The 24111-nt window shown below is 64.9% G+C and carries 22 protein-coding genes; 8 read left to right on the top strand and 14 right to left on the bottom strand.

The features are described 5' to 3' along the window. Nucleotides 1-12 precede the first annotated feature (12 nt). Nucleotides 13-1353 carry a sodium-dependent transporter gene (locus EH209_RS20825; RefSeq protein ID WP_126664733.1) on the top strand — a complete coding sequence of 447 codons (1341 nt, stop codon included), beginning with the start codon at nt 13-15 and terminating at the stop codon, nt 1351-1353. Nucleotides 1354-1514: 161 nt separating this feature from the next. Here EH209_RS20825 and EH209_RS20820 read toward each other — a convergent pair whose 3' ends face one another. Continuing rightward, nucleotides 1515-2237 carry an SDR family oxidoreductase gene (locus tag EH209_RS20820; protein ID WP_126664732.1) on the bottom strand — a complete coding sequence of 241 codons (723 nt, stop codon included), beginning with the start codon at nt 2235-2237 and terminating at the stop codon, nt 1515-1517. 84 nt (nt 2238-2321) lie between these two features. Then, complete coding sequence (locus EH209_RS20815) at nt 2322-2771, bottom strand: response regulator (protein WP_126664731.1); 450 nt, start codon at nt 2769-2771, stop codon at nt 2322-2324. Nucleotides 2772-3013: 242 nt separating this feature from the next. Here EH209_RS20815 and EH209_RS20810 point away from each other — a divergent pair, with 242 nt between their 5' ends. Next, nucleotides 3014-3673 (top strand): glycerophosphodiester phosphodiesterase, encoded by a 660-nt coding sequence (locus EH209_RS20810; RefSeq protein ID WP_126664730.1) that lies wholly within the window; start codon nt 3014-3016, stop codon nt 3671-3673. Nucleotides 3674-3700: 27 nt separating this feature from the next. On the opposite strand, the gene EH209_RS20805 is transcribed toward EH209_RS20810, so the two are convergent. From EH209_RS20805 to EH209_RS20780, 6 genes are all read right to left on the bottom strand, one after another. Then, nucleotides 3701-4099: a secondary thiamine-phosphate synthase enzyme YjbQ gene (locus EH209_RS20805; protein ID WP_126664729.1), complete on the bottom strand. Its 399-nt coding sequence runs from the start codon at nt 4097-4099 to the stop codon at nt 3701-3703. Between the two features lie 51 nt (nt 4100-4150). Continuing rightward, nucleotides 4151-5176, bottom strand: coding sequence for a HEAT repeat domain-containing protein (locus EH209_RS20800; RefSeq protein WP_126664728.1), 1026 nt, complete (start codon nt 5174-5176; stop codon nt 4151-4153). A gap of 76 nt (nt 5177-5252) precedes the next feature. Further along, a complete protein-coding gene (locus EH209_RS20795) occupies nt 5253-7280 on the bottom strand; it encodes a SpoVR family protein (protein ID WP_126664727.1) in 2028 nt (675 codons plus the stop codon). A gap of 104 nt (nt 7281-7384) precedes the next feature. After that, nucleotides 7385-8710 carry a YeaH/YhbH family protein gene (locus EH209_RS20790; protein WP_126664726.1) on the bottom strand — a complete coding sequence of 442 codons (1326 nt, stop codon included), beginning with the start codon at nt 8708-8710 and terminating at the stop codon, nt 7385-7387. Beyond that, nucleotides 8701-10989, bottom strand: a complete 2289-nt coding sequence (locus tag EH209_RS20785; RefSeq protein WP_126664725.1) for a PrkA family serine protein kinase — start codon at nt 10987-10989, stop codon at nt 8701-8703. The genes EH209_RS20790 and EH209_RS20785 overlap by 10 nt, the downstream gene beginning before the upstream one ends. 20 nt (nt 10990-11009) lie before the next feature. Further along, nucleotides 11010-13082, bottom strand: coding sequence for a PrkA family serine protein kinase (locus tag EH209_RS20780; protein WP_126664724.1), 2073 nt, complete (start codon nt 13080-13082; stop codon nt 11010-11012). Nucleotides 13083-13711: 629 nt separating this feature from the next. Here EH209_RS20780 and EH209_RS20770 point away from each other — a divergent pair. From EH209_RS20770 to EH209_RS20750, 5 genes are all read left to right on the top strand, one after another. Further along, nucleotides 13712-14155, top strand: coding sequence for a DUF5820 family protein (locus EH209_RS20770; protein ID WP_126664723.1), 444 nt, complete (start codon nt 13712-13714; stop codon nt 14153-14155). Nucleotides 14156-14271: 116 nt separating this feature from the next. Beyond that, entirely contained in the window at nt 14272-14718 is a 447-nt protein-coding gene (locus EH209_RS20765) for a UPF0179 family protein (RefSeq protein ID WP_008895372.1), read from the top strand. A gap of 655 nt (nt 14719-15373) precedes the next feature. Continuing rightward, nucleotides 15374-16060 (top strand): PHP domain-containing protein, encoded by a 687-nt coding sequence (locus EH209_RS20760; RefSeq protein WP_126664722.1) that lies wholly within the window; start codon nt 15374-15376, stop codon nt 16058-16060. Continuing rightward, nucleotides 16057-17247, top strand: a complete 1191-nt coding sequence (locus tag EH209_RS20755; protein ID WP_126664721.1) for an asparagine synthase C-terminal domain-containing protein — start codon at nt 16057-16059, stop codon at nt 17245-17247. Before EH209_RS20760 ends, EH209_RS20755 begins: the two co-directional genes overlap by 4 nt. Nucleotides 17248-17350: 103 nt before the next feature. Beyond that, nucleotides 17351-17605, top strand: a complete 255-nt coding sequence (locus tag EH209_RS20750; RefSeq protein ID WP_126664720.1) for an amphi-Trp domain-containing protein — start codon at nt 17351-17353, stop codon at nt 17603-17605. 58 nt (nt 17606-17663) lie between these two features. On the opposite strand, the gene EH209_RS20745 is transcribed toward EH209_RS20750, so the two are convergent. From EH209_RS20745 to EH209_RS20725, 5 genes are all read right to left on the bottom strand, one after another. Continuing rightward, a complete protein-coding gene (locus EH209_RS20745; RefSeq protein ID WP_126664719.1) occupies nt 17664-18755 on the bottom strand; it encodes an Mrp/NBP35 family ATP-binding protein in 1092 nt (363 codons plus the stop codon). Between the two features lie 133 nt (nt 18756-18888). Then, nucleotides 18889-19173: a hypothetical protein gene (locus EH209_RS20740; RefSeq protein ID WP_126664718.1), complete on the bottom strand. Its 285-nt coding sequence runs from the start codon at nt 19171-19173 to the stop codon at nt 18889-18891. A gap of 142 nt (nt 19174-19315) precedes the next feature. Beyond that, nucleotides 19316-19618, bottom strand: a complete 303-nt coding sequence (locus tag EH209_RS20735) for a hypothetical protein (protein ID WP_126664717.1) — start codon at nt 19616-19618, stop codon at nt 19316-19318. Further along, nucleotides 19618-20979 (bottom strand): NrfD/PsrC family molybdoenzyme membrane anchor subunit, encoded by a 1362-nt coding sequence (gene nrfD / locus EH209_RS20730; protein WP_126664716.1) that lies wholly within the window; start codon nt 20977-20979, stop codon nt 19618-19620. The genes EH209_RS20735 and nrfD overlap by 1 nt, the downstream gene beginning before the upstream one ends. Continuing rightward, the gene (locus tag EH209_RS20725; RefSeq protein WP_126664715.1) at nt 20976-22649 is read right to left on the bottom strand and encodes a 4Fe-4S ferredoxin N-terminal domain-containing protein; all 1674 of its coding nucleotides are present in this window, start codon (nt 22647-22649) and stop codon (nt 20976-20978) included. The genes nrfD and EH209_RS20725 overlap by 4 nt, the downstream gene beginning before the upstream one ends. A 399-nt stretch (nt 22650-23048) precedes the next feature. Here EH209_RS20725 and EH209_RS20720 point away from each other — a divergent pair, with 399 nt between their 5' ends. Continuing rightward, complete coding sequence (locus EH209_RS20720) at nt 23049-23372, top strand: cupin domain-containing protein (RefSeq protein ID WP_126664714.1); 324 nt, start codon at nt 23049-23051, stop codon at nt 23370-23372. Here the strand turns inward: EH209_RS20720 and EH209_RS20715 are convergent. Then, a complete protein-coding gene (locus tag EH209_RS20715; RefSeq protein WP_126664713.1) occupies nt 23369-24040 on the bottom strand; it encodes a helix-turn-helix domain-containing protein in 672 nt (223 codons plus the stop codon). The genes EH209_RS20720 and EH209_RS20715 overlap by 4 nt on opposite strands. Nucleotides 24041-24111: the final 71 nt, after the last annotated feature.

The following is a 24111-nucleotide window of genomic DNA, read 5'->3' as shown; positions in this document are numbered from 1 at the left end:
GTCGCATAACGTATGGCACAACGTGAGTCATGGGCAACGAGAGCAGGGTTCATCCTCGCTGCGGTCGGGAGCGCAGTGGGGCTCGGAAACATCTGGCGGTTCCCGTATCAGGTGGGAGAATACGGCGGCGCAGCGTTCCTCGTCGTCTATCTCCTGTTGGTCGCACTGATCGGATTCCCGGTGATGCTGGTCGAATTTACGATCGGGCGACGCACAGAACGCAATCCCGTCGGGGCGCTCAAACAGATCGGTGAAGGTGCGTGGACGAAAGTCGGATGGGTGTTCGTTCTCGCCGGATTCGTCATTCTGTCGTACTACAGCGTCGTCGCCGGCTGGATTCTCCGGTACACGGCTATCGGACTGCAGGGCAATTACGCGGCCGGCGGCGCCGGCGCACAGTTCATGTCGGTCGCCGGTGGGATGGATTCCGTCGTGACCCACGCCATCTTCATGGCTGCCATCGTCACCGTCGTCGCGTTCGGCATCCAGCAGGGTATCGAGTTCTCCGTGAAGCTCATGGTCCCCGCGATCATCGCGCTACTGATCGGTCTGGCGGTGTACGCCGGAACGCTCTCCGGTGCCGGAGAAGCGTACGCGTACTACCTCTCTCCCGATCTGGGAACGATCGCGGCGAACTGGACCGAGATCCTCCCCGCGGCGGCCGCACAGGCGTTCTTCACGCTGTCGCTCGGGATGGGCGTGATGATTACCTACGCGTCGTATCTCGGCGAAGACCGAAATCTCGCCAAGGACGGCACCATCATCGTCGCGCTCGACACGGCGATCGCGTTTACCGCCGGTCTGGTCGCGTTTCCGGTGCTTTACACCGCCGAGTTGACGGACGTCGCTGCCGGACCGAGTTTCATCTTCGTCAGCCTCGCCCAAGCCTTCAGTAACATTCCGTTCGGCGGGCTCATCGGCGCCATCTTCTTCGCCATCGTCACGATCGCCGCGCTCTCGAGTGCGATCAGCATCATGGAGGTTGTCGTCTCGTACCTGATCGACGAACACGACGTCGCCCGGCTCCCGGCGACGGTCGCGCTCGGCGTCGCGATCTTCTTCGTCGGCCTACCGGTGGCCTACGAACCGGAGGGGCTGAACTGGCTTACCATCTACGACGGGTTCGCCAACTCGATTCTGCTCATCCTCGGCGGCCTGCTGCTCGCCGTCTATATCGGGTGGGTCGCGACCGACCTCGGGCTCACGGAACTCGGCAAAGGGATTCAGAACCTCGGATCGTGGGGAACGGCCTGGATCTGGACGCTCCGAGTGCCGGTAATCATCGTGTTGCTCGTCGTCCTCGCGCAGAACACGATCAACTATTACGAGAGTCTCGTCGGTATCTTCGGCTGAGCGGCGGTCGGCCGCCGAGCCGCTTCGGTATCGACTTCTACAGTTTTCAAAATCTAGTGACCTTCGTGTGCCGCTCGCACCGAGCGATTGCCGTTCGCGGCAGTGTCGGATCGATGATCGCACGTCGCGCACAGTCCGTCTGCCGTCGACGCGGCGCGTTCTCAGGCCTCGCCGTACACCGGCACAGCGGCGCCGCTCGTCACCGCCGCGCCGTCGCTACAGAGGAAGGCCATCACGTCCGCGATTTCGGCGGGATCGACCCACGAGTCGTGATCCGCGTCGGGCATCATCTCGCGGTTCATCGGCGTGTCGATCACGCTGGGCATCACGCAGTTCGCGCGGACGGTACCCTTGTTCTCCTCGGCCAGCGTCTCCGTCAGCAGCCGGATGCCGGCCTTCGTGATCCGGTAGGGGCCGTCGCCCTCGCCGCCCTCGAGCGAGGAGCGCGCGCTGACGCTCACGATCGAGCCCTCGCTGTCCTGGAGGTGTGGGAGCGCGTGTTTCGAGGCCAGAAACGCCGTCTTGAGGTTGATATCGACGAGCAGCTCGAACGTCTCGAGATCGGTTTCCTCGACGTGGTCGCCGCCGCGCCACGTCCCGGCGATGTTCACCAGGTGATCGATCCGGCCGTGATCGTCGACGACGGCGGTCACCAGTTCCTCGACGTCGCGCTCGTCGGTCAGATCGGCCTCGTAGAAGTGCGTCTTCGAATCGGGCTCGAGCAAGCTGTCCTCGTCGTCCGGCGCGACGATGTCGACGGCGCAGACGGTCGCGCCGGCCGTCCGGAACCGCTCGACGGCGGCGCTGCCGAGCGCGCCGCTCGCGCCCGTAACCACGGCGACGGTATCGTCAAAGTCGACGGAGTACGCTCTCGTCGGTGCCATGTCTTCCCGTGCGACGGCGAGCGACGTAATAGCTCGGCCTCCGTCAGTCGGAGACGAGAAGCGGCGGCGAGGGTGTCGGCACGATCACGCCGACATCGGCGGCAGCGCGGCCCGCTGGAACCAGAAGTCCGCGACGGCCTCGACCATCTCGGTGTACTCGATCGGATCGGTCGGTTTGGTCAGGTAGGCGTTGGCCGCGAGTTCGTAGCTCTCGTGGATGTCCTCGACGGCCTCGGAACTGGTGAGGACGAGGACGGGGATGCGGGCGAGTTTCGGCTCCTCCTGAATCGATTCGAGGAACTCGAGGCCGCCCATCCGCGGGAGGTTCAGATCGAGGAGCACGAGGTCCGGCAGCGGGGCGGAGCCGTCGTCGCAGCGCTCCGTGAGGAACTCGACTCCCTCGTCGCCGTCGGTCGCGACGTGGATTGTCGTCTCCGTGGACAGTTGCCGGAACGCTTCCTGGGTGAGGCGGACGTCGCCGGGGTTGTCCTCCACCAGGAGGATGTCGATCTGCTCGTCGCGTCGATCGTTCATGGGTTGGTTACCTCCAGCAGCGGTCTTGTCGCAGTCGGTGAGAATACGGTCGGGACACTAACGAATGCTCCTAACGGAAGTACCCGTATAACAGTACTTGCTAAAGGCTTTGGAACCTTCGCCGATTCCGTGCCGACAGGAGCTATAAGTCTCGATTCTCGCGACCGCCTCGACCGCTGGTTGGGAACGCGAGCGAGAATCGGCGACCGACTGAAGCCCCTCGCCGCTCTTTCTCCCACCGAATGCGTCTGATCGCCCACCGCGGATTCGCCGCGACCGCGACCGAGAACACGATCCCGGCGCTCCAGTCGGCCGCCGACCGCGCGGACGCCGTCGAGTTCGATGTCCGCCGCTGTGGCTCGGGCGAACTCGTCGTCGTTCACGACGAGACGATCGACCGCGTGACCGACGGAACCGGCGCAGTCGCCGACAGCAGCCTCGCCGCGCTCAAATCCCACACCGTCCTCGACTCCGGCGAGCGCATTCCGACCCTCGAGGAGGTGCTCGAAGCGCTTCCGCCGACGGTCGAACTCAACCTCGAACTCAAGGACGACGGCATCGCGGCGGACGTCCTCGAGGCCGTCGACGGCGCGGAGAGCCGGATCGTCGCGACGTCCTTCCTGGCGTCGGAACTGCGGACGATCCGCGACCTCGATCCCGACCAGCCGATCGGACTGCTGGTCAGTCGGCGCCTCGAGACCCCGGTCACGACCGCTGTCGAACTCGACTGCGACGTCCTCGGCGCGAGCTACTGGCGCTGTCTCGCGACGGGCGTGGTTCCCCGGGCGAAATCCGTTGGTCTCGAGATTCACGCCTGGACGGTCGAGCGGCCCACGCTGGCGCGGCTCCTCGAGTCGCGGGGGGTCGACTGCGTCTCCGCGGATCGGCTGCTCCCGGTGTGACGACGGAGAGACCGCAGGCTGATCCGACTACTCGCCGACGGTCGTCACGGAGACCGTCCGCGACCGTGGTCCGTCGCACTCGACCAGGAAGACGGACTGCCACGTGCCGAGCGCCAGCTCGCCGTCTTCGACCGGAATCGTCACATCTGGTCCGACGAGCGTTGCCCGGAGGTGCGAATCCGCATTCCCGTCTAACCGGTCGTGGGCGTGGCCCTCGTCGGGAACGAGATCACGGAGGAAGGTCTCGAGGTCGCCGCGCAGCCGCGACTCGTTCTCCTGGACGGCGAGTCCGGCCGTCGTGTGCCGGACGAACGCGGTCGCGGTGCCCGACTCGAGGTCGTCGGGGACGGCCGCGGCGACGCGATCGGTCACGTCGACGGTCGTCAGGCGCGCGTCGGTCTCGACGGAAAACGTCGACTGGCTCATACCCGACTCGAGGCGGGCCAGCCACCACTGTCTTGCGGTCGCGCGCCTCGCCTACGCCGACGAGACTTGATCCAGCGCCCAGCTCGCCCGCTCGCGAACGTCCGGATTCGGATCCTCGTGGGCCAGCGTCGAGAGTCGGTCCGTGGCCGCGTCGACGCGGCCGTAGCCGAGCGCGACGGCGGCGTTGGCCCGCACGCGGTCGTGGTCGTCGTCCAACCGCTCGAGCAACGGCTCCCGGACCGGCTCGAGAACCGACGTGAGCTCCGCCGTCACGCGCGCGATCGCGACGGCGGCGTTGGCCCGGGTCTCCCCGTCGTCGTGCTCGAGTGCGGTCGCGAGCTCCGGGATGGCCGGTTCGACCGCGGTGGGCGTCCGGCGGGCGACGTCGGCCAGACAGCCGACGGCGTTCCGGCGGAGGGGGACGGCGTCGTGGTCGACGAGTTCCAGCGCCGGGTCGACGAACTCGAGGGTCGGCAGCGGCGTCTCCGACCGGGCCAGTCGGCCGACCGCCGACAGCACCGCCACGCCGTGGCGCTCCGGATCGTCCTCGAGGGCCGCGGTGAGAACCGGGACGGCCGACTGAATCGCGCCGGGTTGCGCCGCCGATAGCTGCTGGAATATCTTCAGTCCCCGGCGATCGTATCCCGGGCGGCGGTCGATCACGCCGGCGACCGCGTCGGCGTCACCGACGACGGCGGAGGGCTGGTCGGCCGCGATCGTCGCGAGGCAGCGAAGCAACTCGGCGGTCGCCGGTCGTTCGGGGTTCTCGACGGCGAATGCGGCGATCTCGTCGGTCGACGGTGCGACGTCGGCGGTCGATTCGGTCGCGAGTTCGGCCAGACAGTAGGCGACCTCCCCGTAGAAGTCGACGTCGGCGTCGCCGAGCAGCCGGCGCAGCTTCGGGACAGTCGGGAGACAGACGGCCGGATCGTCGGCCAGCGTGTCGCGAACCGCCGCGACGGCGGCCCGCTGTTCGTCGCGGTCGTCCGCATCGAGTCGTGCGAGGACGGCCGGCAGTTCGAACGCGCCGTCGTCGGCCTGCGGCGTTCCGACTGTCCGGCCCCCTTCCCCATCCATTGTATCCCGAGGATGTGCGATGGAGAGTAAAAGCCTTCCGAGTGTTTCGTGCTCTCGTGAAAATGAGAAACGAATATCAGGCGAGCCATTCGTCCGGTTTCGTGTCGTAATCGACGTCGTCGGCGGCGAGGTGGTCGACCTCCTCCCAGGGGACGTCCTCGACGGTCACCTCGTCGCCATCGTACCGGATCAGTTTCCCGCGCTCTTCGGGTTCGGGCTCGCGGTTCCGACGCTTGGCGACCTCGATGTCGTGGTCGTCGATCTCCTTGACGATCGTCAGCAGGTTCACCGGCCGGCCCCAGAGCTCGAAGATCCGTTTCAGGGTCTCCCTGGCCTGACCGAGGTCGAGCATGACGCCGTTGTACTGGTGGCCGATCAGGAGTTCGTTGGCGTTGTTGTAGTTGCCGTCGTAGACCGCGATCGTCGGCTTCCCGAAGTTGGTGAACTGCAACAGGAGTTTCTTCTTGACGTCCTCGGCGGCGTCGCTGGCGACGTGGAACTGGCCGGTCGCCTGCGAGTGCTCGTAGGTGAAGTAGTTGTTCTCCGTGATGAACTCCTGGGTGAGGAACTCGTCCAGGAAGGTCACGTCGTTGTGGTTCTCGCGGATGTCGAACATGCGGTCCCAGCCCGCGCTGAAGTCGACGTCCGCGAGCGCCTCCTCGACGGTCTCGTAGCGGGCGTCGTCGAAGAGGTAGCGCCCGATCTGCTCGAGGTCGTTCTGACTAACCCGGGTCAGGAACCCGCGATTCTGGCGCTTGACCAGCGAGTAGTGACGGCGAGCCAGCCCCGCCTCGGTCAGGACCTTCCACGGATACTTCGCGACGTCGATCTCGCCATCGCGGGCGGCCTCGAGCGCCTCGCGGTCGACCCACTCGTCAGGCATCTCCTCGAGTTGGTCGAGCGTCTCGGACGTGATCGTGTCGATCGCTTCCGGCGGCTCGAGGGTTGCGAGCACCTCGTCGAAGTCGACGACGTCCATCAGGTTCCGCCAGGAGATCCCCTCGACGCGCAGCAGGTGCTCTAAGACCTCGCGACGGTTCGTCCGGTTCTCGACGTACTCCCAAAGCTCCATCCCGAGGCTGTAGGGGTTGAGCCCGCCCGACGCCAGAACCTTCGCCATGTGGTCGGCGTAGTTCATGAACTCGTCGTCGCCGGCGAAGGCCTCGTCGGTCATCATCGTCGACTCCCAGTAGGCGGCCCACCCCTCGTTCATCACCTTCGTCATCTTCTGGGCGGCGAAGTAGTAGGCCTCCGCGCGCATCATGTCGAGCACGTCGCGTTGCCACTCCTCCATCTCGACGGCCCGACCGGCCTCGTCGTCGTACTGCTTACCGTGCTCGCGGACGAACGCGAGAACGTCCTTCTGGGGCTCCTCAGGGAAGCTGATGGCCTCGTCGGCGTCCTCGAGCTTTTCGAGCCACTCCTCGTCGAAGACCTCACCCTTCACTTCGTCGGAGAGGCCGAGTTCGTCCAGCTTCTCCGCGAGGTCGTCGTCCAGATCGTCGGTCGGCCCGTCGACGTCGAGCCGGCGCTCGAAGACGCGGTGCTGGTCGATGTTGTCCTCGAGCGAGAGGCAGTGGTCGATCCACTTCTCGACCTCGGCGCGGTCGATCTCGGGGTCGGCCATGTACTCGTCGATCGCGCGTGCGTGTCGCTCGAGCATGGCCGCCGCGTTGACCTGATCCTCGTCGGCGCGGCCGCTGGTGAACATGCCGAACCAGTCGTTGTTCGCGAAGAAGTCCGAGTGGGCCTCGACGTGGGTGATGACCGCCTTCTGGTCGGCCACCGTGTTCGACTCCTGTAAGAACGCGTGGGCGGGGTTGTCGTTGTTGACGATCTCGAAGGCCTTCCCGCCGCCGTACTGGCCCTGCTTTTGCTGCTTGTCGTACTGCATGCCCCACCGCCAGTGGGGGTACCGGCTCTGAAAGCCCCCGTAGGCGATGAGTTCGTTCATCTCGTCGTAGTCGATGATCCAGTACTTCACCGGGTAGGGATCGAGGCCGAGCTTCCGGGCCAGGTTCCTGGCCTCCGAAACCGGTTCCTCGAGGTCGCCGGCGATCGCCTGTTTGCGGAATCGGTCCGCGTTGGAGTTTCGTTTACTCATGAAAGCCACCGGTTTTCGTGAGTTCGATGCGCGCTTTGCGTGCATCGTTACTCGACCGAACGCACCGCGTTCGGTCGTGTTCGAAGCGAACACAGTTCGCTTCGTTACTCATCTGCGTCACCTTCCGTGGAGAGGATCTCGTAGATCGCGTCGGTCACGTCGTCCTTGCTGTTGACGTAGGCCACCGCGACGTCGTCGGCGTCGGTGCCGAAGTGGCGCTCGAGTTCCTCGGCGTGAGTGGCGTTGATCGCGTTGCCGCTGGGTTGGGTCTCCACGTAGGCGTGAAGGTTCGCCGGGATCTGCTCCATCATCGGGACCACGCGCTCTTCGGTGTCGTTCGAGGAGTTCTCGGAGTCGCCCGCGGCGAACACGTAGCGGTTCCAGTCGCTCCAGGGGTACTCCTCTAACAGCTCCTGGGCGAGTTCGTAGGCGCTCGAGATCTTCGTCCCGCCGCCGCTGCGGATGCCGAAGAAGTCGTCGCGTTCGACCTCCCAGGCGTCGGCGTCGTGGGCGATGTAGACGAACTCGGCGTTGTCGTACTTGCCCTGGAGGTACCAGTCCAGCGGGGTGAAGGTTCGCTCGACGAGTTCCCGCTTCTTCTCGCGCATCGAGCCGGAGACGTCGCGGATGTTGACGACCACGACGTTCTTCTCCTTCTCCTCGATGATCTCCGGGTGGCGGTAGCGCTCGTCCTCGCGGCGGAAGGGAACCTGCTTGATCCCCTCGCGGCGGATCTTCTGCTGGACGCTCTCGCGCTCGACGTTCTCCTCGACCTCCTCGATGGAACCCCACTTCCCGCGTTCGTCGGAAACGTCGCCGTAGGCCTCTTCGACCCAGGCCATCGAGACCGGCAGGTTCTCGCCGCGGGCCCACTCGAAGACCTCGCGGGGCTCGATCCCCTCGACCTTGCAGAGTTCCCGCAGGAACTCCTCGTCGAAGTCCATCGCGAGCTTCCGCTTGAGCCCCTCCTTGAACATCCGCTCGAAGTCGAGCGTGCTGTCGGGGCCCGTCCGTGTCATGTCGGTGAAGGGACCTTCCTTCTCCTCGACGACCTTCTTCCCCTTCGGATCCAGATCGAGGCCGAGTTCCTCGTCGAGTTCCTCGGCGAACTCGTCTGGGTCCATCTCGTAGTACTCGTGGTCGCCGCCCTCCTCGCCGGGTTCGCCGTCCTCGCCGTCGTCGTCGCCCGGCTGGGGTTGGGGCTGGCCGACCGGCTGGCCGGGCTGGGGCGTGCCGTCCTCGCCCTGTCCGACGCCGCCCTTGTCCCGCTGATCGTACTCGAACTCGGGCAGCGAGACGATCTTGACCGGAATCTGGATGTCGCTGCGGCCGCCGCCGCTCAGATCGCCGTACTGGATGAAGTCGGCCAGATCCTCGCGGCGCTGTTCGCCCACTTCGCGGAATCGCTCGAGGTCGTCTTTCAGTCCCATCTGTAGCTCACCTGTCCCATGACGTGTCGGCTGGTTAGCTCGGCCGAGGCCGCCGAGTAGTCGAAGAGGTCGACCATCGTCTCGATCGTTCGCTCCTTGACCGACGCCGTCTGCGTGCCGCTCGGCGGGTCGTCCCACTGGCGCGGATCGAAGTCCTCGAAGGTCCGCTGGACGTCCTCCCAGTCGTGGCTCTCGAGGACGGTCTTGATCACCGGGATCGCGGTGAGGTCGACGTCCTCGACCGAGAAGTCCTCGTTGCGGTGTTCCCACGCGTGGCGGTTCAGCGAGGTGATCACCTTCTCGCGGCGGAAGTTCCGGACGCTCTCGCGGGGGAGGTTGCCCTCGTACTCGCCCTCGGAGAACCGGCCGAGGTGTTCGATCTCGAAGAGCTTCATCTTCAGCGGGTCCGGCTCGACGCGCTCGCCGCGGTCGTTGTACAGCGGCTCCTCGGTCTCCCAGGCGTAGACGTGTTCGACGTACTCGGCGACGGTCTCCTCGTCGACCCGCTTGTCGTGCATGATCGCCTCGATGACGTCCGATTCCTGCTGGTCGAACAGATAGTTCTTCACGGGCACGATTCGGTTCTCGAACTCCGAGCGCTCGCCCGTCGAGAAGACGGGAGCGTCGGCCAGTCCTTCGGCCATCGCGTTCAGGACGTCCCGGGGCATGACGACGTTCTCGACCGGCAGGTCGGGGTGGTGGCGATCCCGCTCGGTCTGGAGCAGTTCGGCGAGGGTGTCCCGCGTGTAGGTCACCGGGATGCCGTGTTCGCCGTCGTGGGCCTCGCCGTCGAAGTCGAAGTCGTCCTTCTCGCGGCGGGAGTCGCCCTCCTGGAGGTAGCCCTGGTCATAGATCAGGGCCTTGTCGACGAGATCCAGCCCGTTGGGGAGGTTCTCCTCGTCGAGGCGCGTGACGACCGCGTACAGGCCGGCCGCCTCGATCGCGTGGGGCGCGAACTCCCGCGTGTGCGTCTCGCCGTCCTGATCCTTTACCGTCACCGACACCGGTTCGCGGATGCGATCCTCGAGTTCGTCGTAGCTCTCGGCCTCCCAGACTGAGGTCTCGTTGGTCAGTTCGCGCCGGATGAGTTCACACTCCAGCGAGAGGTTCGTCAGGTAGCCGAACTGGTGTTTGTCCAGCCGGCGCTTGAGGGCTTTCAGGGGATCCATGCCATTGCGGTCGGAGTGCTGGTTGAGCTGGGCCTCGAGGTCGGGATTCGAGATGATCAGCAGTTGGGAGTCGACGTCCATCCCGATCCCCTTGTCCAGCTTGACGGACTGCTCGTCGGGGACGTTCAGCAGCTTCTGCAGGAGGTCGGCGTGTTGGGCCGCGTCCTCGACGATCGTGAGGACGCCGTTGCCCTGTGAGAGCACGCCGTCGTAGCTGAACGCCTGCGGGTTCTTGCGCCCGCGAGAGTCCAGTTCCTGGAGCATGCCGTGCATCCAGGAGCCGACGAGCCGTTCCTTCGGTCGGCCCTCGTCCTCCGAGTGGAGGACGCCGACGCCCTGGCCGACGTCGACGACGTAGTTCTTCACGCGGAGGTGGGCGTCGTCGGTGATCGCCGAGAACAGTTCCTCCTCGCCCTCCCGGCGGTAGCGCTCTTCTAAGAAATCGTAGGCCTCCCGGGAGAAGGGGTCGAGTTCCGCGTCGACCTGGACGGGGACGTGGTCGTCGAGTTCGGCGTTCAAGTCCTCGAGCAACCGCTCGCGGACGTTCTGGGGGAACACCGACAGCGGGTGAGTCTGGACGGGACTCTCGTACCAGTGCTGGTCGTCCGTCGCGGTCGGATCACCGCTGCCGTAGCTCAGCCCGCGGTCGTCGGCCTCGGCGGTCGTGACGTTCCACTCGACTGTGTAGCGCCGTCCTTCGGGGGTCTTCGAGTACTCGCGTAATCCGTTGACCAGACAGCGCTTGAGTTCGGACTTGCCCGTCGCCGTGGGTCCCTCGAACCAGATGATCTTCTCGTCTTTCGCCCGCCCCGCCGCGATCGAGCGGAGGTCGTCGACGAACCCGTTTAAGACCTCGGTGTTGCCGAGGATCGCGTGTTCGCCGTCGTTGTGCGGATCGTCGAAGAAGCGGTAGCGCTCCTTCTCCTCGCCCTCCTCGACGACCGTTCGGGTGCCGGCGACCTCGATCGCCTCGAGCAGGTACTTCGAGGCGTGGGAGGCGATGGTCGGATTCTCGAAGATCCGATCGACGTAGGTCGCGAGATCCATCGGCTCCTCGTAGGTCTCCTCGAGGGTCCGATCGGCCTCGGTGACGTAGTCGTCGCCCGTCATGTTAGTCGACCCCGATCATGTTAGTCGTCCATCTCCGCTTTGGCGACCTCCGCGCCGGCGAACTCCAGGACCTCCTTGGCGCCCGCCTCGGAGTAGCCCTGTTCCATCAGGGCGTCGATCCACGCGGAGCGCTCGTCGTCGTCGAACTCGTTGGCGCTGACCAGCGCGGAGAAGTTGATGTTGTGCTTTTTGTCCTCCCAGAGCTTGCGCTCTAGGGCGCGGCGCAGGCGCTCGTTGTCCTGCGGGTTGAACGCCTCGCCCTCGCGGGCCCGGCGGGAGACCCAGTTGGAGACCTCCTGGCGGAAGTCCTCCTTGCGGTCCTCGGGGATGTCGAGTTTCTCCTCGACGGAGCGCAGGAACGTTTCGTCGGGCTCCTGTTCGCGGCCTGTGAGGTCGTCCTCGATGGTGTCGTCGTCGATGTAGGCCATTACGTGGTCCATGTACTTCTCGCCCTGGCGCTGGATCTCGTCGATGTCGTAGGCCAGCGCGTGGCGGACGTCCTCGATGGCCCGCTCCTTGTACTCCTCGCGGACCGTCTCGAGGTAGCGGTAGTACTTCTCGAAGTTGTCTTCGGGGATGGAGCCGTGGTGCTCTAAGTTCTCCTCGAAGAAGTTGAACACCGTCAGCGGCGAGAGGAACCCGCGCTGGCGGTGTTTCGAGTCCATGATGGCCTCGGCGATCTCGTCGCCGATGAACCGGGGCGAGACGCCGACCATGCCCTCGCCGATCTCGGCCTTCTCGGCGGCCTCTTCACGAAGCTTCTTCGTGTCGATGTCGTCGCCCTCGTCGATCTCGCCGTTGTAGGCTTTGGCCTTCGAGAGCAGATCGATCGTCTCGGTGTCGGGCTCCTCGACGCGCGTGAGGACGCCGAACAGCCCCGCCATCTCGAGCGTGTGGGGCTCGACGTTGATGTCGGGGACGTCGGCGTTGGAAAGCATCTTGTTGTAGATTTCGGCCTCGTCCTCGTAGGAGAGGACGTACGGGAAGTCGATCCGCTTGGTGCGGTCGTTGAAGGCTTCCATCTTCTCGTCGCCCTTCTTGTCCTTGTACTCGGGCATGTTCGTCCGCCCGACGATCACCTGGTCGATGTCGATCCGCGGGTTATTCTTCGGCTTGATCGTCTGCTCCTGGGTCGCGTGCAGGAAGTCGTAGAGGAACTCTCGCTGGAGTTTCAGCAGCTCCTCGCCGGAGAAGATGCCGCGGTTGGCGTTACAGAACGCCCCCGAGTAGTCGAACGCGCGCGGGTCCGACTCGCCGTAGATGGCGATCTTCGAGTAGTTGACGTCGCCAGTCAGCTCAGTCTCGTCTTGGTTCTTCTTGTCCTTTGGCTCGAAGGTCTCCAGTCCCTGGCGCTTGTTCTCGTCGGCGACGAACCGGACGATCTCGACGTGGTTCTCTAAGACCTGCTGGAGGTCGTCGTCGTAGTAGGCCAGCAGCTTGTCCATGTAGAACTCGCTTTCCGGATCCAGCGCCTGCTCGTTCTGGATCGTGTAGGGCGCGTCGAGATTCTCGTTGAGATCGTCGATCACGCGCTGGCGTTGCTCCAACGGTAGCAAGACGAGGGGATCCTGGTTCATCGGGGACCGGACGGTGTCGTCCGCGGGGTCCTGATCCTGGATGACGTCACAGAGGTTGGTCCACCGGAACGTGTACATCCGGCCCTCCTCGCGGAGCGTGTAGTCCTCGAAGTACTTGCGGACCTGCTTGTCGAAGTGGGACTTCCCGGAACCGACCGGGCCGAGCAGCAGCTTGATACGCCGCTCGGGGCCGAGCCGTCGGGCGCCCGACTTGACCTTGTTCACGAACTCGTGGATCGACTGGTGAATCACCCGTCCGTAGAAGGTGTTTTCACCGTCGTTCAGCGGATCCTCGCTCGCGAGGAGGTACTCGACGACGCCCTCGGTCTCGTCGTAGGTCGTCCCGTAGTAGTCGAACATGTCCGCGACGCGCTGGTGGGCGTTGCGGGTGATCTTCGGGTCCTCGTAGCACTCTTCTAGGTACCAGTCGAAGGACTTGGTCTCCCGCAGGTCTGCGGGCATCGATTCCTTGTAATCCGTGCTGAGCGTCTCGAGTGTCTCGATGTCACCGGTCATGGTATCATTGCCAGTTACGGGTCCCCCGTCTGCAGCGTCCGTTGTCACACGGACCGTCAGTCGCGCGGACGTCGTTCGACCAGCCGTGGCGTCGTGGCCGAACCGTCGGAATCCGTCGAACCGCGTCACCCGACAGCACGACGTCGCTACCGCCGTCGCGTCGCTCCGAGAGCGGGGCGCTCCCGGAACGGACCGAACGGCGGCGGGCGGCGGTCTGTCGTGTCATGTGTGATCGTGTACCACTCTCCGTTGCGCATCGAGCGCGTCGAGGACTCGGGCAACGGTGCGCCGGGGACGGGCGCGGAGTGGATCGGCCCGGCGAACGGATACCGATAGTATTTAATGAGTGAGTAATCCAGCTACTTAGCCTTGGCCCCAAAAGGTATTTACCGGGACTTTATTACGGGCAAATTCTACCAGTATCGTATTATGATACTCGATACCACACCTCATCTTCGGAGGTCAGCGGCATAAACCACCGGCCAGCAATGGCCAGTCGCGCTCGCGCGCGCTGGTCGCGCGGCTCGCGCGACACGGTCCTGTCGCCGCATTCACACAAATCCGGGATGATCGCCGCCGAATCGGCGTCCGACGACGAGGCTTTATGAGTGCCGTCCGTAACATCGCCCATGACCGACCCGGCTGTCGACGCCGATTCCGACGCGCTATCACCGCTTCCGGACGGTTGGGACGTCTGGAATCGAAGTGAGGACGGCCGACTCGTGCTCGCCTACCGGCCGGACGTCTTCGACGGCGACGCCTTCCCGGCGGCCTGTCTACCCACGCTCTACCTGACACACGGGAAGCGGACGCGCCGGCCCGGAACCAACCCAACCAGTACGGCCGACGACGACTGGTACGTCAACCTCTACCTCGAGCCCGACGTCTCGGCCGACACCGAACGGTTCGCGACGCGGGAGGCGGCGCTCGAGCGAGTCGGCGAACTCGCGTGGGCGTTCGACGGCGGCGAGATCGACTACCGCGGGCTCTACCAGGTCCCGCGCGAAACGTACTTCGAGCGGCTGGACGAGCTGACGAGCGGGGACGACGCGGAGACCGCTTCCGGAGAGTGAACGCGCGATAGGTTTCACCGATCGATCGCAGCGGGCCGTCAGCGACGGTCGGGTTCCGCCGGCATCGGATCCGCTAACGCGTGAGTCTTAACCGCTGGCGCCGACTACGTAGTGCTATGTCGACCGTCACGCTCGTCGGAACCCGGCTGGCCGAACCGGGAACCGAGTTCGTCTACCACGGCGAGGCCGACGCCTGCGCCGGCTGTCCCTACCGAAGCCAGTGTCTCAATCTCGAGTCCGGCACCAAGTACCGCATCACGTCCGTCCGAGAGAACGCCCAGACCTTAGAGTGCGCCATGCATGACGGGGGCGTCCGCGCCGTCGAAGTCGAACCCGCCGACGTGCGCGCGAACATCACGTCGAAGGGCGCCTTCGCCGGCAGCAAGACCAGCCTCCCCGGCCCCTGTCCCTACGTCGAGTGTCCCAGCCACGAGTACTGCGAACCCGACGGAGCCGAGTTCGACACGGAGTATCGCATCCGCGAGATCCTCGGCGACCCGCCACACGACGTCTGCCACCTCGACCGCGCGCTCGAGCTAGTCGAACTGGACACCGACGACTGACGACTGCGTCGATCCGCTCGTAGCGTCCCGTAGACGGCGTTCCGTCGCTCCAGAGGGCCTTCTCTTCCGTTTCGATTCACGTCGCTCGATCACGGCCGAGTCAGCATCCGAGCTCGGAGCCGTTTCGTTGCGTCTCATCTCACTCAAGCAGACGTCCTATTCGTGCATGGCGTGCGCTGGCAACTGGCCGAGTGATAGCGAGGCCAGTCGCTGAAATCGTGCGAGGGAAAGCGAGTAAGTGGATCGGCTGGGGAGGGAGCGGCGAGTCCCAGTTGCCAGCAGAAGAAGTCCACCCGTTTCATCTCGGTCGTCTCGAGTAGAACAGTCAGTCCCATCAGTACGTGTGAATTGAACATAGATCGGAACGACCGAACACGAAAACGAGCGTTCTGCTACCGTGGCAGCGAGGAGTTCCTCCTCTACCCCAACCGACTCGCTCACTCCGTTCGCTCATCCCTCGCGCAGCTTCGACCTGCGCCTCACTCACCGTTCGGCGCAGGACAGCGCGCGCCACCGCACGTCGTCGTGGCGTCTCGAGTGAGACGGAACCTCACGAAACCCGGTTACGCTCACAATCGATAGTCACGGACGACGCGACTCGTCCGGGCGGACCGAGGTGTTTTTGATCGATCCACCCTAACGCCGAGACAGACACGTGCTGTCGGTTGAACTCCACACTCATTCGTCGCTGTCCTACGACGGCCGCGACCCGGTCGAACTCATCCTCGAACAGGCCGACGCCGTCGGGTTGGACGCGATTGCCGTCACCGACCACGACGAGATCGACGCGAGCCTCGAGGCCGCCGAACGCGCCGCCGACTACGGGCTGCTCGGGATCCCCGGCATGGAGATCTCGAGCAAGGCCGGTCACATTCTGGGCTTCGGCCTCGAGGAGGCCGTCCCGCCGGGGCTCTCCTACGAATCGACGCTCGAAGCGATCTGGGAACAGGACGGACTGGCCGTCATCCCACACCCCTTCCAGGAGTCGCGCCACGGCGTGATGGCCCGCATCTCTCGCGAGGAACTCGCCCGGGGAGACGCCATCGAGGTCTACAACTCCCGGCTCCTGACCGGCCGCGCGAACCGCCAGGCCGAACGGTTCGCCCGCGACCACGACCTGCCGATGACCGCCGGCAGCGACGCCCACATCAGCGAGATGGTCGGTCAGGCGGTCACCCGCGTCGACGCTGACGAACGCTCCGTCGACGCCGTCCTCGAGGCGATCCGCGAGGGACGGACCACCGTCGAAGGCAAACGGACGCCCTGGCACATCAGCTTCCGGCAGGCCGCCGGCGGCGTCACCCGCCGCGTCAGAAACACCATGCTCGGGCTGTTCCGATGACGCTGTGCGGCGCCGATTCCGACACCGTCCGCGCAGCCCTCGAGAGCGGCGTTTCCCTCCCCGGGACGAGCGGCTTCGCCGGGGAGTTCGAAGGAACGCTCGTCCGGGATGTCCTCGGCCGCGTGCCGGTCTACATCGAGACCGACGGTGAGGCCGGACTCGAGACCGGCGGACGCGCCACGCCGAGCACGAACGACGCCGGCGAAGTCCGCGAGACCCACGAGTGGGCCTTCGAACCCGGCGCGCTCGAGGCGCCGGAACTCCTGCCGGCGGGAACGACGCTCGATCTCGCTGGCCCTGGCGCCGCGCCCGAGCGCCGCTGGACGCTTCCCGACCCGACGCCCGAGAGCGATCCCGAGGCGGCACTCGAGGCCCTCTCCGACGCGATCGAGACCGCCGCGGCCGACGCGCTCGCCGCCGATCGAGAGATCGCCGTCGCCTTCTCCGGCGGCGTCGACTCGGCGCTGGTCGCCGAACTGCTCGACGCGCCGCTGTACGTCGTCGGCTTCCCCGACAGCCACGACGTCGAGGCCGCCCGGACCGCCGCCGACGCGATGGGACGGGAACTGACCGTCGTCGACCTCGAGCCGGCCGATTTAGAGCGGGCCGTCCCCCGCGTCGCGGCGGCGACCGGGCGCACGAACGCGATGGACGTCCAGATCGCGCTGCCGCTGTACCTGGTCGGCGAGCGCGTCGCGGCCGACGGCTTCGACGCGCTGGCGATCGGCCAGGGTGCCGACGAACTGTTCGGCGGCTACGAGAAGGTCGTCCGCCTCGATCACCGGGTCGACGCCGAGACGACGCGGGCCGCGGTGCGCGAGCAGATCGCCTCCCTGCCCGACCAGCTCCCCCGGGACGTCCGCGCGATCGAGGCGACCGGGCTCGAGCCGGTCGCGCCGCTCTTACATGATACCGTCGTCGACGCGGCGCTACGGCTCCCGGATTCGCTGCTGGCCGACGAGGACGAGCGGAAGCGCGCGCTTCGACGCGTCGCAGCCGACTACCTCCCCGAGGAGATCGTCTCGAGGGAGAAGAAGGCCGTCCAGTACGGGAGCCTCGTCGCCCGCGAACTCGACCGCCTCGCCAGACAGGCTGGCTACAAGCGCCGCATCGACGACCACGTGACGAAGTACGTCCGCTCGCTGACGCCCGACGTCGAGGCGCCCGAACCGCCGACGGACTCCTGACGCTCTCGAGCGGTGATAGCTCGCCGGGGGAACGCCCTTGAGGCCGGCCCTGCCTGCCGATTCCCAGCCAATCTATTTACATCCGCTCGGTGGCCGTTCAGCCATGGCTGAGAAAACCGCCACCGAACAAACCGTGACGCGAGAGGAGGCCGCGGACCTCGTTCAGGAACTCGCTCGCGAACTGCGCGACCAGGGCCCCGCCGAGGTACGGGTGGGGAACAAGATGTTGACGCTCTCGCCGACGCCCGAAGTCGACTACGGAATCGAAGTCCAGGAACGATCGCCGATGCTCGGGGGACCCCGGGAGGAGATTACGGTGACCCTCGAGTGGGAGGTCGAAGAAGAGCCCGCGCCGTGACGCAGCGCGGACGTATCGCATCTCGAACGGCGTCGTCGATCGAACGGTCCTCGAGTCGTTAGTCTTCGGTCTCGGTCGGGAGTTGGTTGTCCGGACTGCCCTCAGTGTTGTCGGCGACCCGCTGTCGATTGGTCATCCCGACGCGGTCGGAGACGTCCGCGACGAGGTCCGCGAGGGTCTCCTGTACCTCGCTCGTCTCGTCCTTGACGAGCGCGCCCTCGCTGCCCTCGGCGCCGAAGTCGGGGTGGATCGGGATCTGACCGAGCAGCGGCGTGTCGTACTTGTCGACGATCGTCTGTGCCCCCTCGGTGCCGAACAGGCCGTGCTGGTCGCCACAGGACGGACAGATGAACGAGCTCATGTTCTCGACGACGCCCAGCACGGGCGTGTCGTGCTTCTGGAACATCTGAATCCCCTTTCGGGTGTCGTCCAGAGACATCTCCTGGGGCGTCGTGACGACGACCGCACCGGTGACGGGCATCGACTGGAGCAGGTTCAGCGTCGCGTCGCCCGTCCCCGGCGGCAGGTCGACGACGAGGTAGTCAAGGCGACCCCACTCGACGCCCTCGAGGAACTTCAGCATGAACTTGTTGACCATCGGGCCGCGGAGGATCGCGGGGTCGTCCTCGTCTTCGGTCAGCATGCCCATGCTGATAACGCGGACGCCGTCCGAGCGGGGCGGGACGATGTCCTCGTTGGGCGTGACGCCTGGTTCGCTCTCGGGCGGGAGGATCCGCGGGATGTTCGGCCCGTGGATGTCGGCGTCGAGCAGACCGACCATCGCGCCGCGCTTCTCGAGGCCGGCCGCGATGTTGGCGGCGACCGTCGTCTTGCCGACCCCGCCCTTCCCGGAGGCGACGGCGATGACGTTGCGGACCCGCGGGAGGACCTCGTCGTCGAAGCCATGTTCCTCGCCGACGTGGGCTCGCAGATCGGCCTCGAGGCCGGCCTCGTCACAGACCTCGCGGATCCGGTTGCCCAGCTCCATCTCGGCGGGCGCGTAGGGCGCGTTCAGCGCGAGGTCGATCCGCGCCGTTTCGTCCTCGATACGGACGTCGTTGACCAGGCCGAGCGAGACGATATCGTCGCCGAGATCCGGATCCTCGATGTCCTCGAGTTTGATCTTGAGTTCGTGCTCTGTGATGCTCATAGCGGATGTTACTGCACGTAAGGCATCGGAACGGGATACGTGTGATGGTTCGAAACTCGAGCCCCGCCGCTGGCGTCGATTCCGGCGTCAGTCGAGGGGATTGGGACACCGTACGGATCGATATCGCCGGTCGTTACTGCCCCGGTAGTTCGCCGAAGAAGACGAGCCCGAGTATCACCGTGAGAACGAGCATTGAAACCCACATCGACGTGGTGATTCCGACGAGGTAGGAGACGCCGAGCAGTCCCGTCCTCGTATCCCGCGGGGTGCCGACGAACCACGCGACGAGCATCACGTAGACCGGAACCAGAATAACCGCGAAGATGATCCAGGTCCCCTCGTTAGCGAAGCCGGTCCAGCCCTGCGTCCCCTCGTATCCGTGATAGAGGACCGTCGCTAGCGCGTCGACGAGCGTCATAGGGGAGGTTTTCCGTTCGACGGGGTCGTGGTTTCCCCTGCCTGTGCATGGTTATCATAGCGCACTTCGAATTCGTCGCTCGCAGACGTCGATGACGAGCGACTAAAAAAGCGAATCGCGAAATCGGAGCGTCGAGCGGTCGTTACGGGCCGGGAGCGGCGACCGGTTCCGGCGCGCCGCCGTAGAAGACCAGCCCGATGATCACGGTCAGCACGAACATGCCGACCCACATCGACGTCGTCAGCCCGACGAGGTAGCCCATACCGAGCAGTCCGGTTTTCGTATCGCGCGGTTCGCCGGTAAACCACGCGACCAGCATGATGTAGACCGGGACCAGGACGATCGCGAAGATGACCCAGGTCCCCTCGTTGACGAACCCGGTCCACCCTTCGGTACCGTTGTAGCCGTGGTAGAGGAGTTGCTGTGAGAGACTCAACAGTGACATTAGGCCTTCACCTCCGGTTCCGTAGCGTGTTCATCGTCCTCGTCGTGACCGTGCTCGCCACGCATGTGTTCGACGGCGTGGAGTTCGACCACGGGAACGAGCTTCGAGAGGTTGAGGAACAGCAGTGCGACTAGACCAGCCGTTCCGGCGAGCGACATCCACTCGATCAGACTCGGGAAGTAGGACCCGGGCGTCGCCGCGTAGATGTTGAACACGGGGTCCATGAACCCTTCGACGACGAACAGGACCTTCTCGGTCAGCGTTCCCGTCAGGATGATCCCGCTGGCGAGGAGTGCCCGTTTCTTGCTGAACAGCGACGGCCGAATTCCCTGCAGGAAGATGTACACGAGCGTGCCGAAGATCATCGTCATCGCGACCTGATAGGCCGGATGCGCCATCTTCGCCTCGGCCGCGTGTTGGCTCGCGAGCGGCCCCATGAATACGCCGTTGAGGACGGACTGGAGCTGGAACCACAGGAACAGCAGGGTGAAGAAGCCCAGCCACAGCAGCAGGCCGCGGAAGATGTCGTCGGTGATAATGTGCTCCCAGTCGTAGGCGCGGCGGAACGAGTAGGAGATGATGGTCACGCCGCTAATCGCCGACATCAGCGCGATAGCGAGGAACATCGGCCCCTGAATGCCGCCGGACCAGGCGGGCATCGCCGGGAGCAGCGCGAACAGCCACGGAATGACGCCGCCGTGGAGCAGGAGCGGAGCCATGATGATGACCGCCGCTGCGAGCCACCAGACCATCCGGTCGATGACCTCGTCTTCCTCCTCGGTGTAGCCGATCGTCATCAGCTTGTAGATCGGCTCGAAGCGGTCCGGAAGGTCGTCGCGCAGTCGGCTCACGTCGTAGCGAAGCGTCAGACCGAGGTACGTCGCCGACAGCACGAAGTACGCCGTGATGACGGTCACGTCCCACACCAGCGGCGAGTTGTTAACCGTGATGTGGTAGTGACCCAGCACGCTCGTGACCATCCGGTCCGGACGACCCATGTGGACCAGAATGTAGAATCCGGCTGCCGAGAGGCCGCCGATCGTGGTCATCTCCGCGAGTCGGGCGATCGGCATGTATCGATCCATGCCGAGCAGGCGAACGGCGGCCGAGAGGATGATCCCGCCGTGTGCCACACCGACCCACCAGATGAACGCCCCGATGTACAGGCCCCAGGTCGAACCGCCGCCGGACCCCCAGTCGCCGAGACCAGTGACGATCAGTCCCTTCTGGAGCTGGTACGCCCAGCCCACGAGGAACGCCAGCAGCGCCAGCGAGGCGATCCCGTACAGGATGAAGTACTTCTTCGTGAGGGTGTTGATCGGCCGGAGGATGTCCTCCTCCGTGGGCAGTTTCGTGCTCACAGCGACCACCCAACGTCACCGACGGTCCCCTCGTCAAGGATCTCCTGGCGCTTGTCGACCAGATCGACTTCGGAGCCGTCCGAACGCTCGTAGGAGATATCGCTGTACTCCGACGGCCCTTCGACCTGCTCGGCTTCCGGACCGGGTTCCTGACCGATGTACGTGATGTTCGGGTGCGTCCCGATGTCCTCGAGCAGCTTGAACTTCGAGCTGGGGTTGCCGGCGAACTCCCGGAGTCGAGCGTTGGCGTCGTCCTCTTCGCCGTCGCCTAGTCGGAGTTCCGTCAGCGCCGCCTCGCTCTCGAGGTCGACGTACTGTTCGAGCGCGTTGAGCGACTCGAGGATCGTCTCCTCGCCCTCGAGGATACTGTTGTTCTCCTCGTCGCCGGATCCGAGCCCCTCGCTGGCGATACCGATCGCCTTCATGATGCTGACCACTTCGGCGTCGAGATCGAGTTCCTCGTTGTTGAGTACGGTCTCTAAGTCGGCACCGTCGCTGAGCTGCTCGTCGATCGTCCCGGGATCCGGCACGCCGCCGCTGATCTCGATGATCGCGCGGCTCTTGCTCGGGTGTTCGCCGTGCTGGTAGGCGTCGCTGTGTTCGTCTTTGACGTTCCCGAACTGAATCGCGTTCGGCGGACAGGCGCGTTCACAGGCGGTCGTCCCGACCCGTTCTTCGCCCTGTCGGCCGTCCTGCATCGACGGGCACATCGTACACTTGCTCATCGTGCCTCGGGGCGAGCGGCTGTCGACCCACCGTTCGGTGCCGTTCTCGTACTCGGCGTGGGTGATCTCTTTGGGATCGTCGACTTCCACGCCGTCTCCGGTGATTTCTTCGTGGGGCACGTCGGGTTCGTCCCACTGGAAGTAGTTGACGCCGTACGGACAGGCGACCTGACAGTATCGGCAACCGATACAGACGTCGTAGTCGGTCAGCACCAGCCCGTCCTTGTCGCGGGTGTGACGGGCCGTGGTCGGACACACCTTCTCACAGGGGGCGTCCGTACAGTGCTGGCACGGCCGGACGAGCATATTGTGGTCGCTCGTTCCGCCGACGATGTTGTCGGGTGCCGGAGAGCCGCCGGACGTGAGCTCGTCCTCGAAGGCCATGACGTACATCCAGTTGACGCCCTGGTCCAGGTCGTTCTCGCTGGCGCAGGCCTCCATACAGGAGAGACAGCCGTCGCAGCGCTCGAGGTCGATGGTCATCCCCCACTGCAGGTCCTCGTTCTGCTCCGCCTGGGAGTGGCCGCCACCGTGGCCCTCCCCCTCCCCGGAGAGCGAGGGTTTCCCGTCGATGGTGCCCCCGAACGCACCCATTCCGACGGCGGCCGCACCGACGCCCATCTTCTTCATGACGTCCCGGCGACTCTCCTCGCCGTCGCCGTCGAACGCGGAGAGCATGCGGGAGACGGTCCCCTTGGCTTCCTCCTGAGCCGCTTCGAAGGCTTCCTGGGTAGGACGCTGGTCCTCGCCGAATTCCTCCATCACGTCGTCGTGATACATCTCGTGGAATTCGGCTTCGGAGAGCTCGCCCTTCGTGACCCGCATTGCGTCCTGGGCCATCTGCATACCGAGATCCGTATCGTACTCGGTATCGTCGAGCATATTCTCGAGCTCGCCCTCCCACTCCTGACCGAGCGGGTGGAAAGATTCATCGTCCGTGCTCATGCCGTGAGAACACCTCTGGACGAGAATCCGTACGATGCAAAGCGATTACACGCCGACACGCACGTTAATATGGTCATATATGGATCCTCTACCCCGGACTCACAACTAGACGACGTTGAAATATAGAGCCGATTTCCATCGCGTGAGAATCGACGCGAACATGTTCGTGGATATAATACGTGACTTAATAGCTTTCACTTGTTCCAGCCTGCATTCCGAATCGCGCGGTAGTATAGACGGCTGATATGACGGAGGTGAAATTCCCTCGAAAACTCCGCAGAAGTTTTTCGAACGCGATCGAGTTCGTCACAGTTCGGAGTCGAGATATCGGCCGGTATATGGATCGCCGAACCTGTTCGCGGCAGTTCTCACAGATGTCCGTCCCAACACAGTAACCGTATGACCGACATCGATCAACTGACGACGCGGACGGAACGCCGACGCCTCGACGACCTCGTGGAGACGCCCCACGCGCACGTGTTCGACGAGCCACGGACGGTGCGACTCGAACTCGCCGCTGGCGAGGGCGTGCCGTCGCATCGACATCCCGAACGCACGATCGTCTGTCACGTCCTCGAGGGGACCCTCGAGATGCGGCTCGGCGACGAGGAGTACGTGCTCGAGGCGGGAGAGGTACTCAGGTTCGATGGGCGACAGGAGATCGCACCCGAGGCCCGAACCGACGCGACGGCGCTACTCGTGTTGGCGCCCCGAGACGACTAACGCGTCGCGAGCTGTTCCTCGAGGGTGTCCCCCTCGACGCCCGGTAGATCCTCGACGAATCGCTTGATGATCGCCTCCTCGGCCCGGTGGAGGGTCTCGCTACAGGTCGACTTCGCGATATCCAACTGCTCGGCGAGTTCCGTCAACGAGGACTCTCGAGGGGTGTCGTAGTAGCCTTCCTCGACGGCGGCGACGACCACCTCGAGCTGGCGGTCCGAGAGCAGTTGGCTCTCGTGGAGCCGTTCGCGGACGTGTTCGATCCGGTACTGCAGCCCGAAGTGCTCGAGCTGTTCGGCGAGTTCGGCCAGCCGATCCCGCGATCCGGTCACCTCGATGGTCGCCTCGCCGTCGACGATCTCGACGGGGAGTTCGATCGGCATCCCCGAGTCCCGCGAGGAGAACAGTAGCAGGGGGTCCGTCGTCTCGAAGTGGACCGTCACCTCGTTGTCGCTGTACTGGGCGAGCGAGAGTTCGGTGAGCTGATCGTGGCCGCGCATGTCCTCGACGATGTCCGCGACGTCGGGACCGGCGATGCGGACAAGCGCGAATCCCGTATCGGAGCCGGGAACGGCCGCCAGTACCCGAAAGGTCGCCCCCGGATACGCCGTCGAGAGCTGCTGTATCCAGATCTGTTCGGGCATCGTGATAGTGAGTGTCGCCTGAGCCATACGAACGTGTTCCGTTCGACAGTATATCCTCGTACCGTCGAATATATTCGCCGTAGTTCCCAAGCCGTGGG

The organism is Haloterrigena salifodinae (assembly GCF_003977755.1).
Taxonomy (GTDB): Archaea; Halobacteriota; Halobacteria; order Halobacteriales; family Natrialbaceae; genus Haloterrigena; species Haloterrigena salifodinae.
The sequence above is the reverse complement of the archived record's forward strand: the minus strand, read 5'-3'. Positions and strand labels throughout refer to the sequence as shown.

Coding starts and splice junctions, on each gene's coding strand:
- EH209_RS20785 (WP_126664725.1), bottom strand. CDS start 10,989: ATGACGGGCGACGACTACGTCACCGAGGCCGATCGGACCCTCGAGGAG.
- EH209_RS20725 (WP_126664715.1), bottom strand. CDS start 22,649: ATGAGCACGGACGATGAATCTTTCCACCCGCTCGGTCAGGAGTGGGAG.
- EH209_RS20735 (WP_126664717.1), bottom strand. CDS start 19,618: ATGTCACTGTTGAGTCTCTCACAGCAACTCCTCTACCACGGCTACAAC.
- EH209_RS20715 (WP_126664713.1), bottom strand. CDS start 24,040: ATGGCTCAGGCGACACTCACTATCACGATGCCCGAACAGATCTGGATA.
- EH209_RS20800 (WP_126664728.1), bottom strand. CDS start 5,176: ATGGATGGGGAAGGGGGCCGGACAGTCGGAACGCCGCAGGCCGACGAC.
- EH209_RS20770 (WP_126664723.1), top strand. CDS start 13,712: ATGACCGACCCGGCTGTCGACGCCGATTCCGACGCGCTATCACCGCTT.
- EH209_RS20765 (WP_008895372.1), top strand. CDS start 14,272: ATGTCGACCGTCACGCTCGTCGGAACCCGGCTGGCCGAACCGGGAACC.
- EH209_RS20805 (WP_126664729.1), bottom strand. CDS start 4,099: ATGAGCCAGTCGACGTTTTCCGTCGAGACCGACGCGCGCCTGACGACC.
- EH209_RS20825 (WP_126664733.1), top strand. CDS start 13: ATGGCACAACGTGAGTCATGGGCAACGAGAGCAGGGTTCATCCTCGCT.
- EH209_RS20795 (WP_126664727.1), bottom strand. CDS start 7,280: ATGAGTAAACGAAACTCCAACGCGGACCGATTCCGCAAACAGGCGATC.
- EH209_RS20780 (WP_126664724.1), bottom strand. CDS start 13,082: ATGACCGGTGACATCGAGACACTCGAGACGCTCAGCACGGATTACAAG.
- EH209_RS20790 (WP_126664726.1), bottom strand. CDS start 8,710: ATGGGACTGAAAGACGACCTCGAGCGATTCCGCGAAGTGGGCGAACAG.
- EH209_RS20740 (WP_126664718.1), bottom strand. CDS start 19,173: ATGACGCTCGTCGACGCGCTAGCGACGGTCCTCTATCACGGATACGAG.
- EH209_RS20755 (WP_126664721.1), top strand. CDS start 16,057: ATGACGCTGTGCGGCGCCGATTCCGACACCGTCCGCGCAGCCCTCGAG.
- EH209_RS20745 (WP_126664719.1), bottom strand. CDS start 18,755: ATGAGCATCACAGAGCACGAACTCAAGATCAAACTCGAGGACATCGAG.
- EH209_RS20820 (WP_126664732.1), bottom strand. CDS start 2,237: ATGGCACCGACGAGAGCGTACTCCGTCGACTTTGACGATACCGTCGCC.
- EH209_RS20720 (WP_126664714.1), top strand. CDS start 23,049: ATGACCGACATCGATCAACTGACGACGCGGACGGAACGCCGACGCCTC.
- EH209_RS20750 (WP_126664720.1), top strand. CDS start 17,351: ATGGCTGAGAAAACCGCCACCGAACAAACCGTGACGCGAGAGGAGGCC.
- EH209_RS20810 (WP_126664730.1), top strand. CDS start 3,014: ATGCGTCTGATCGCCCACCGCGGATTCGCCGCGACCGCGACCGAGAAC.
- EH209_RS20815 (WP_126664731.1), bottom strand. CDS start 2,771: ATGAACGATCGACGCGACGAGCAGATCGACATCCTCCTGGTGGAGGAC.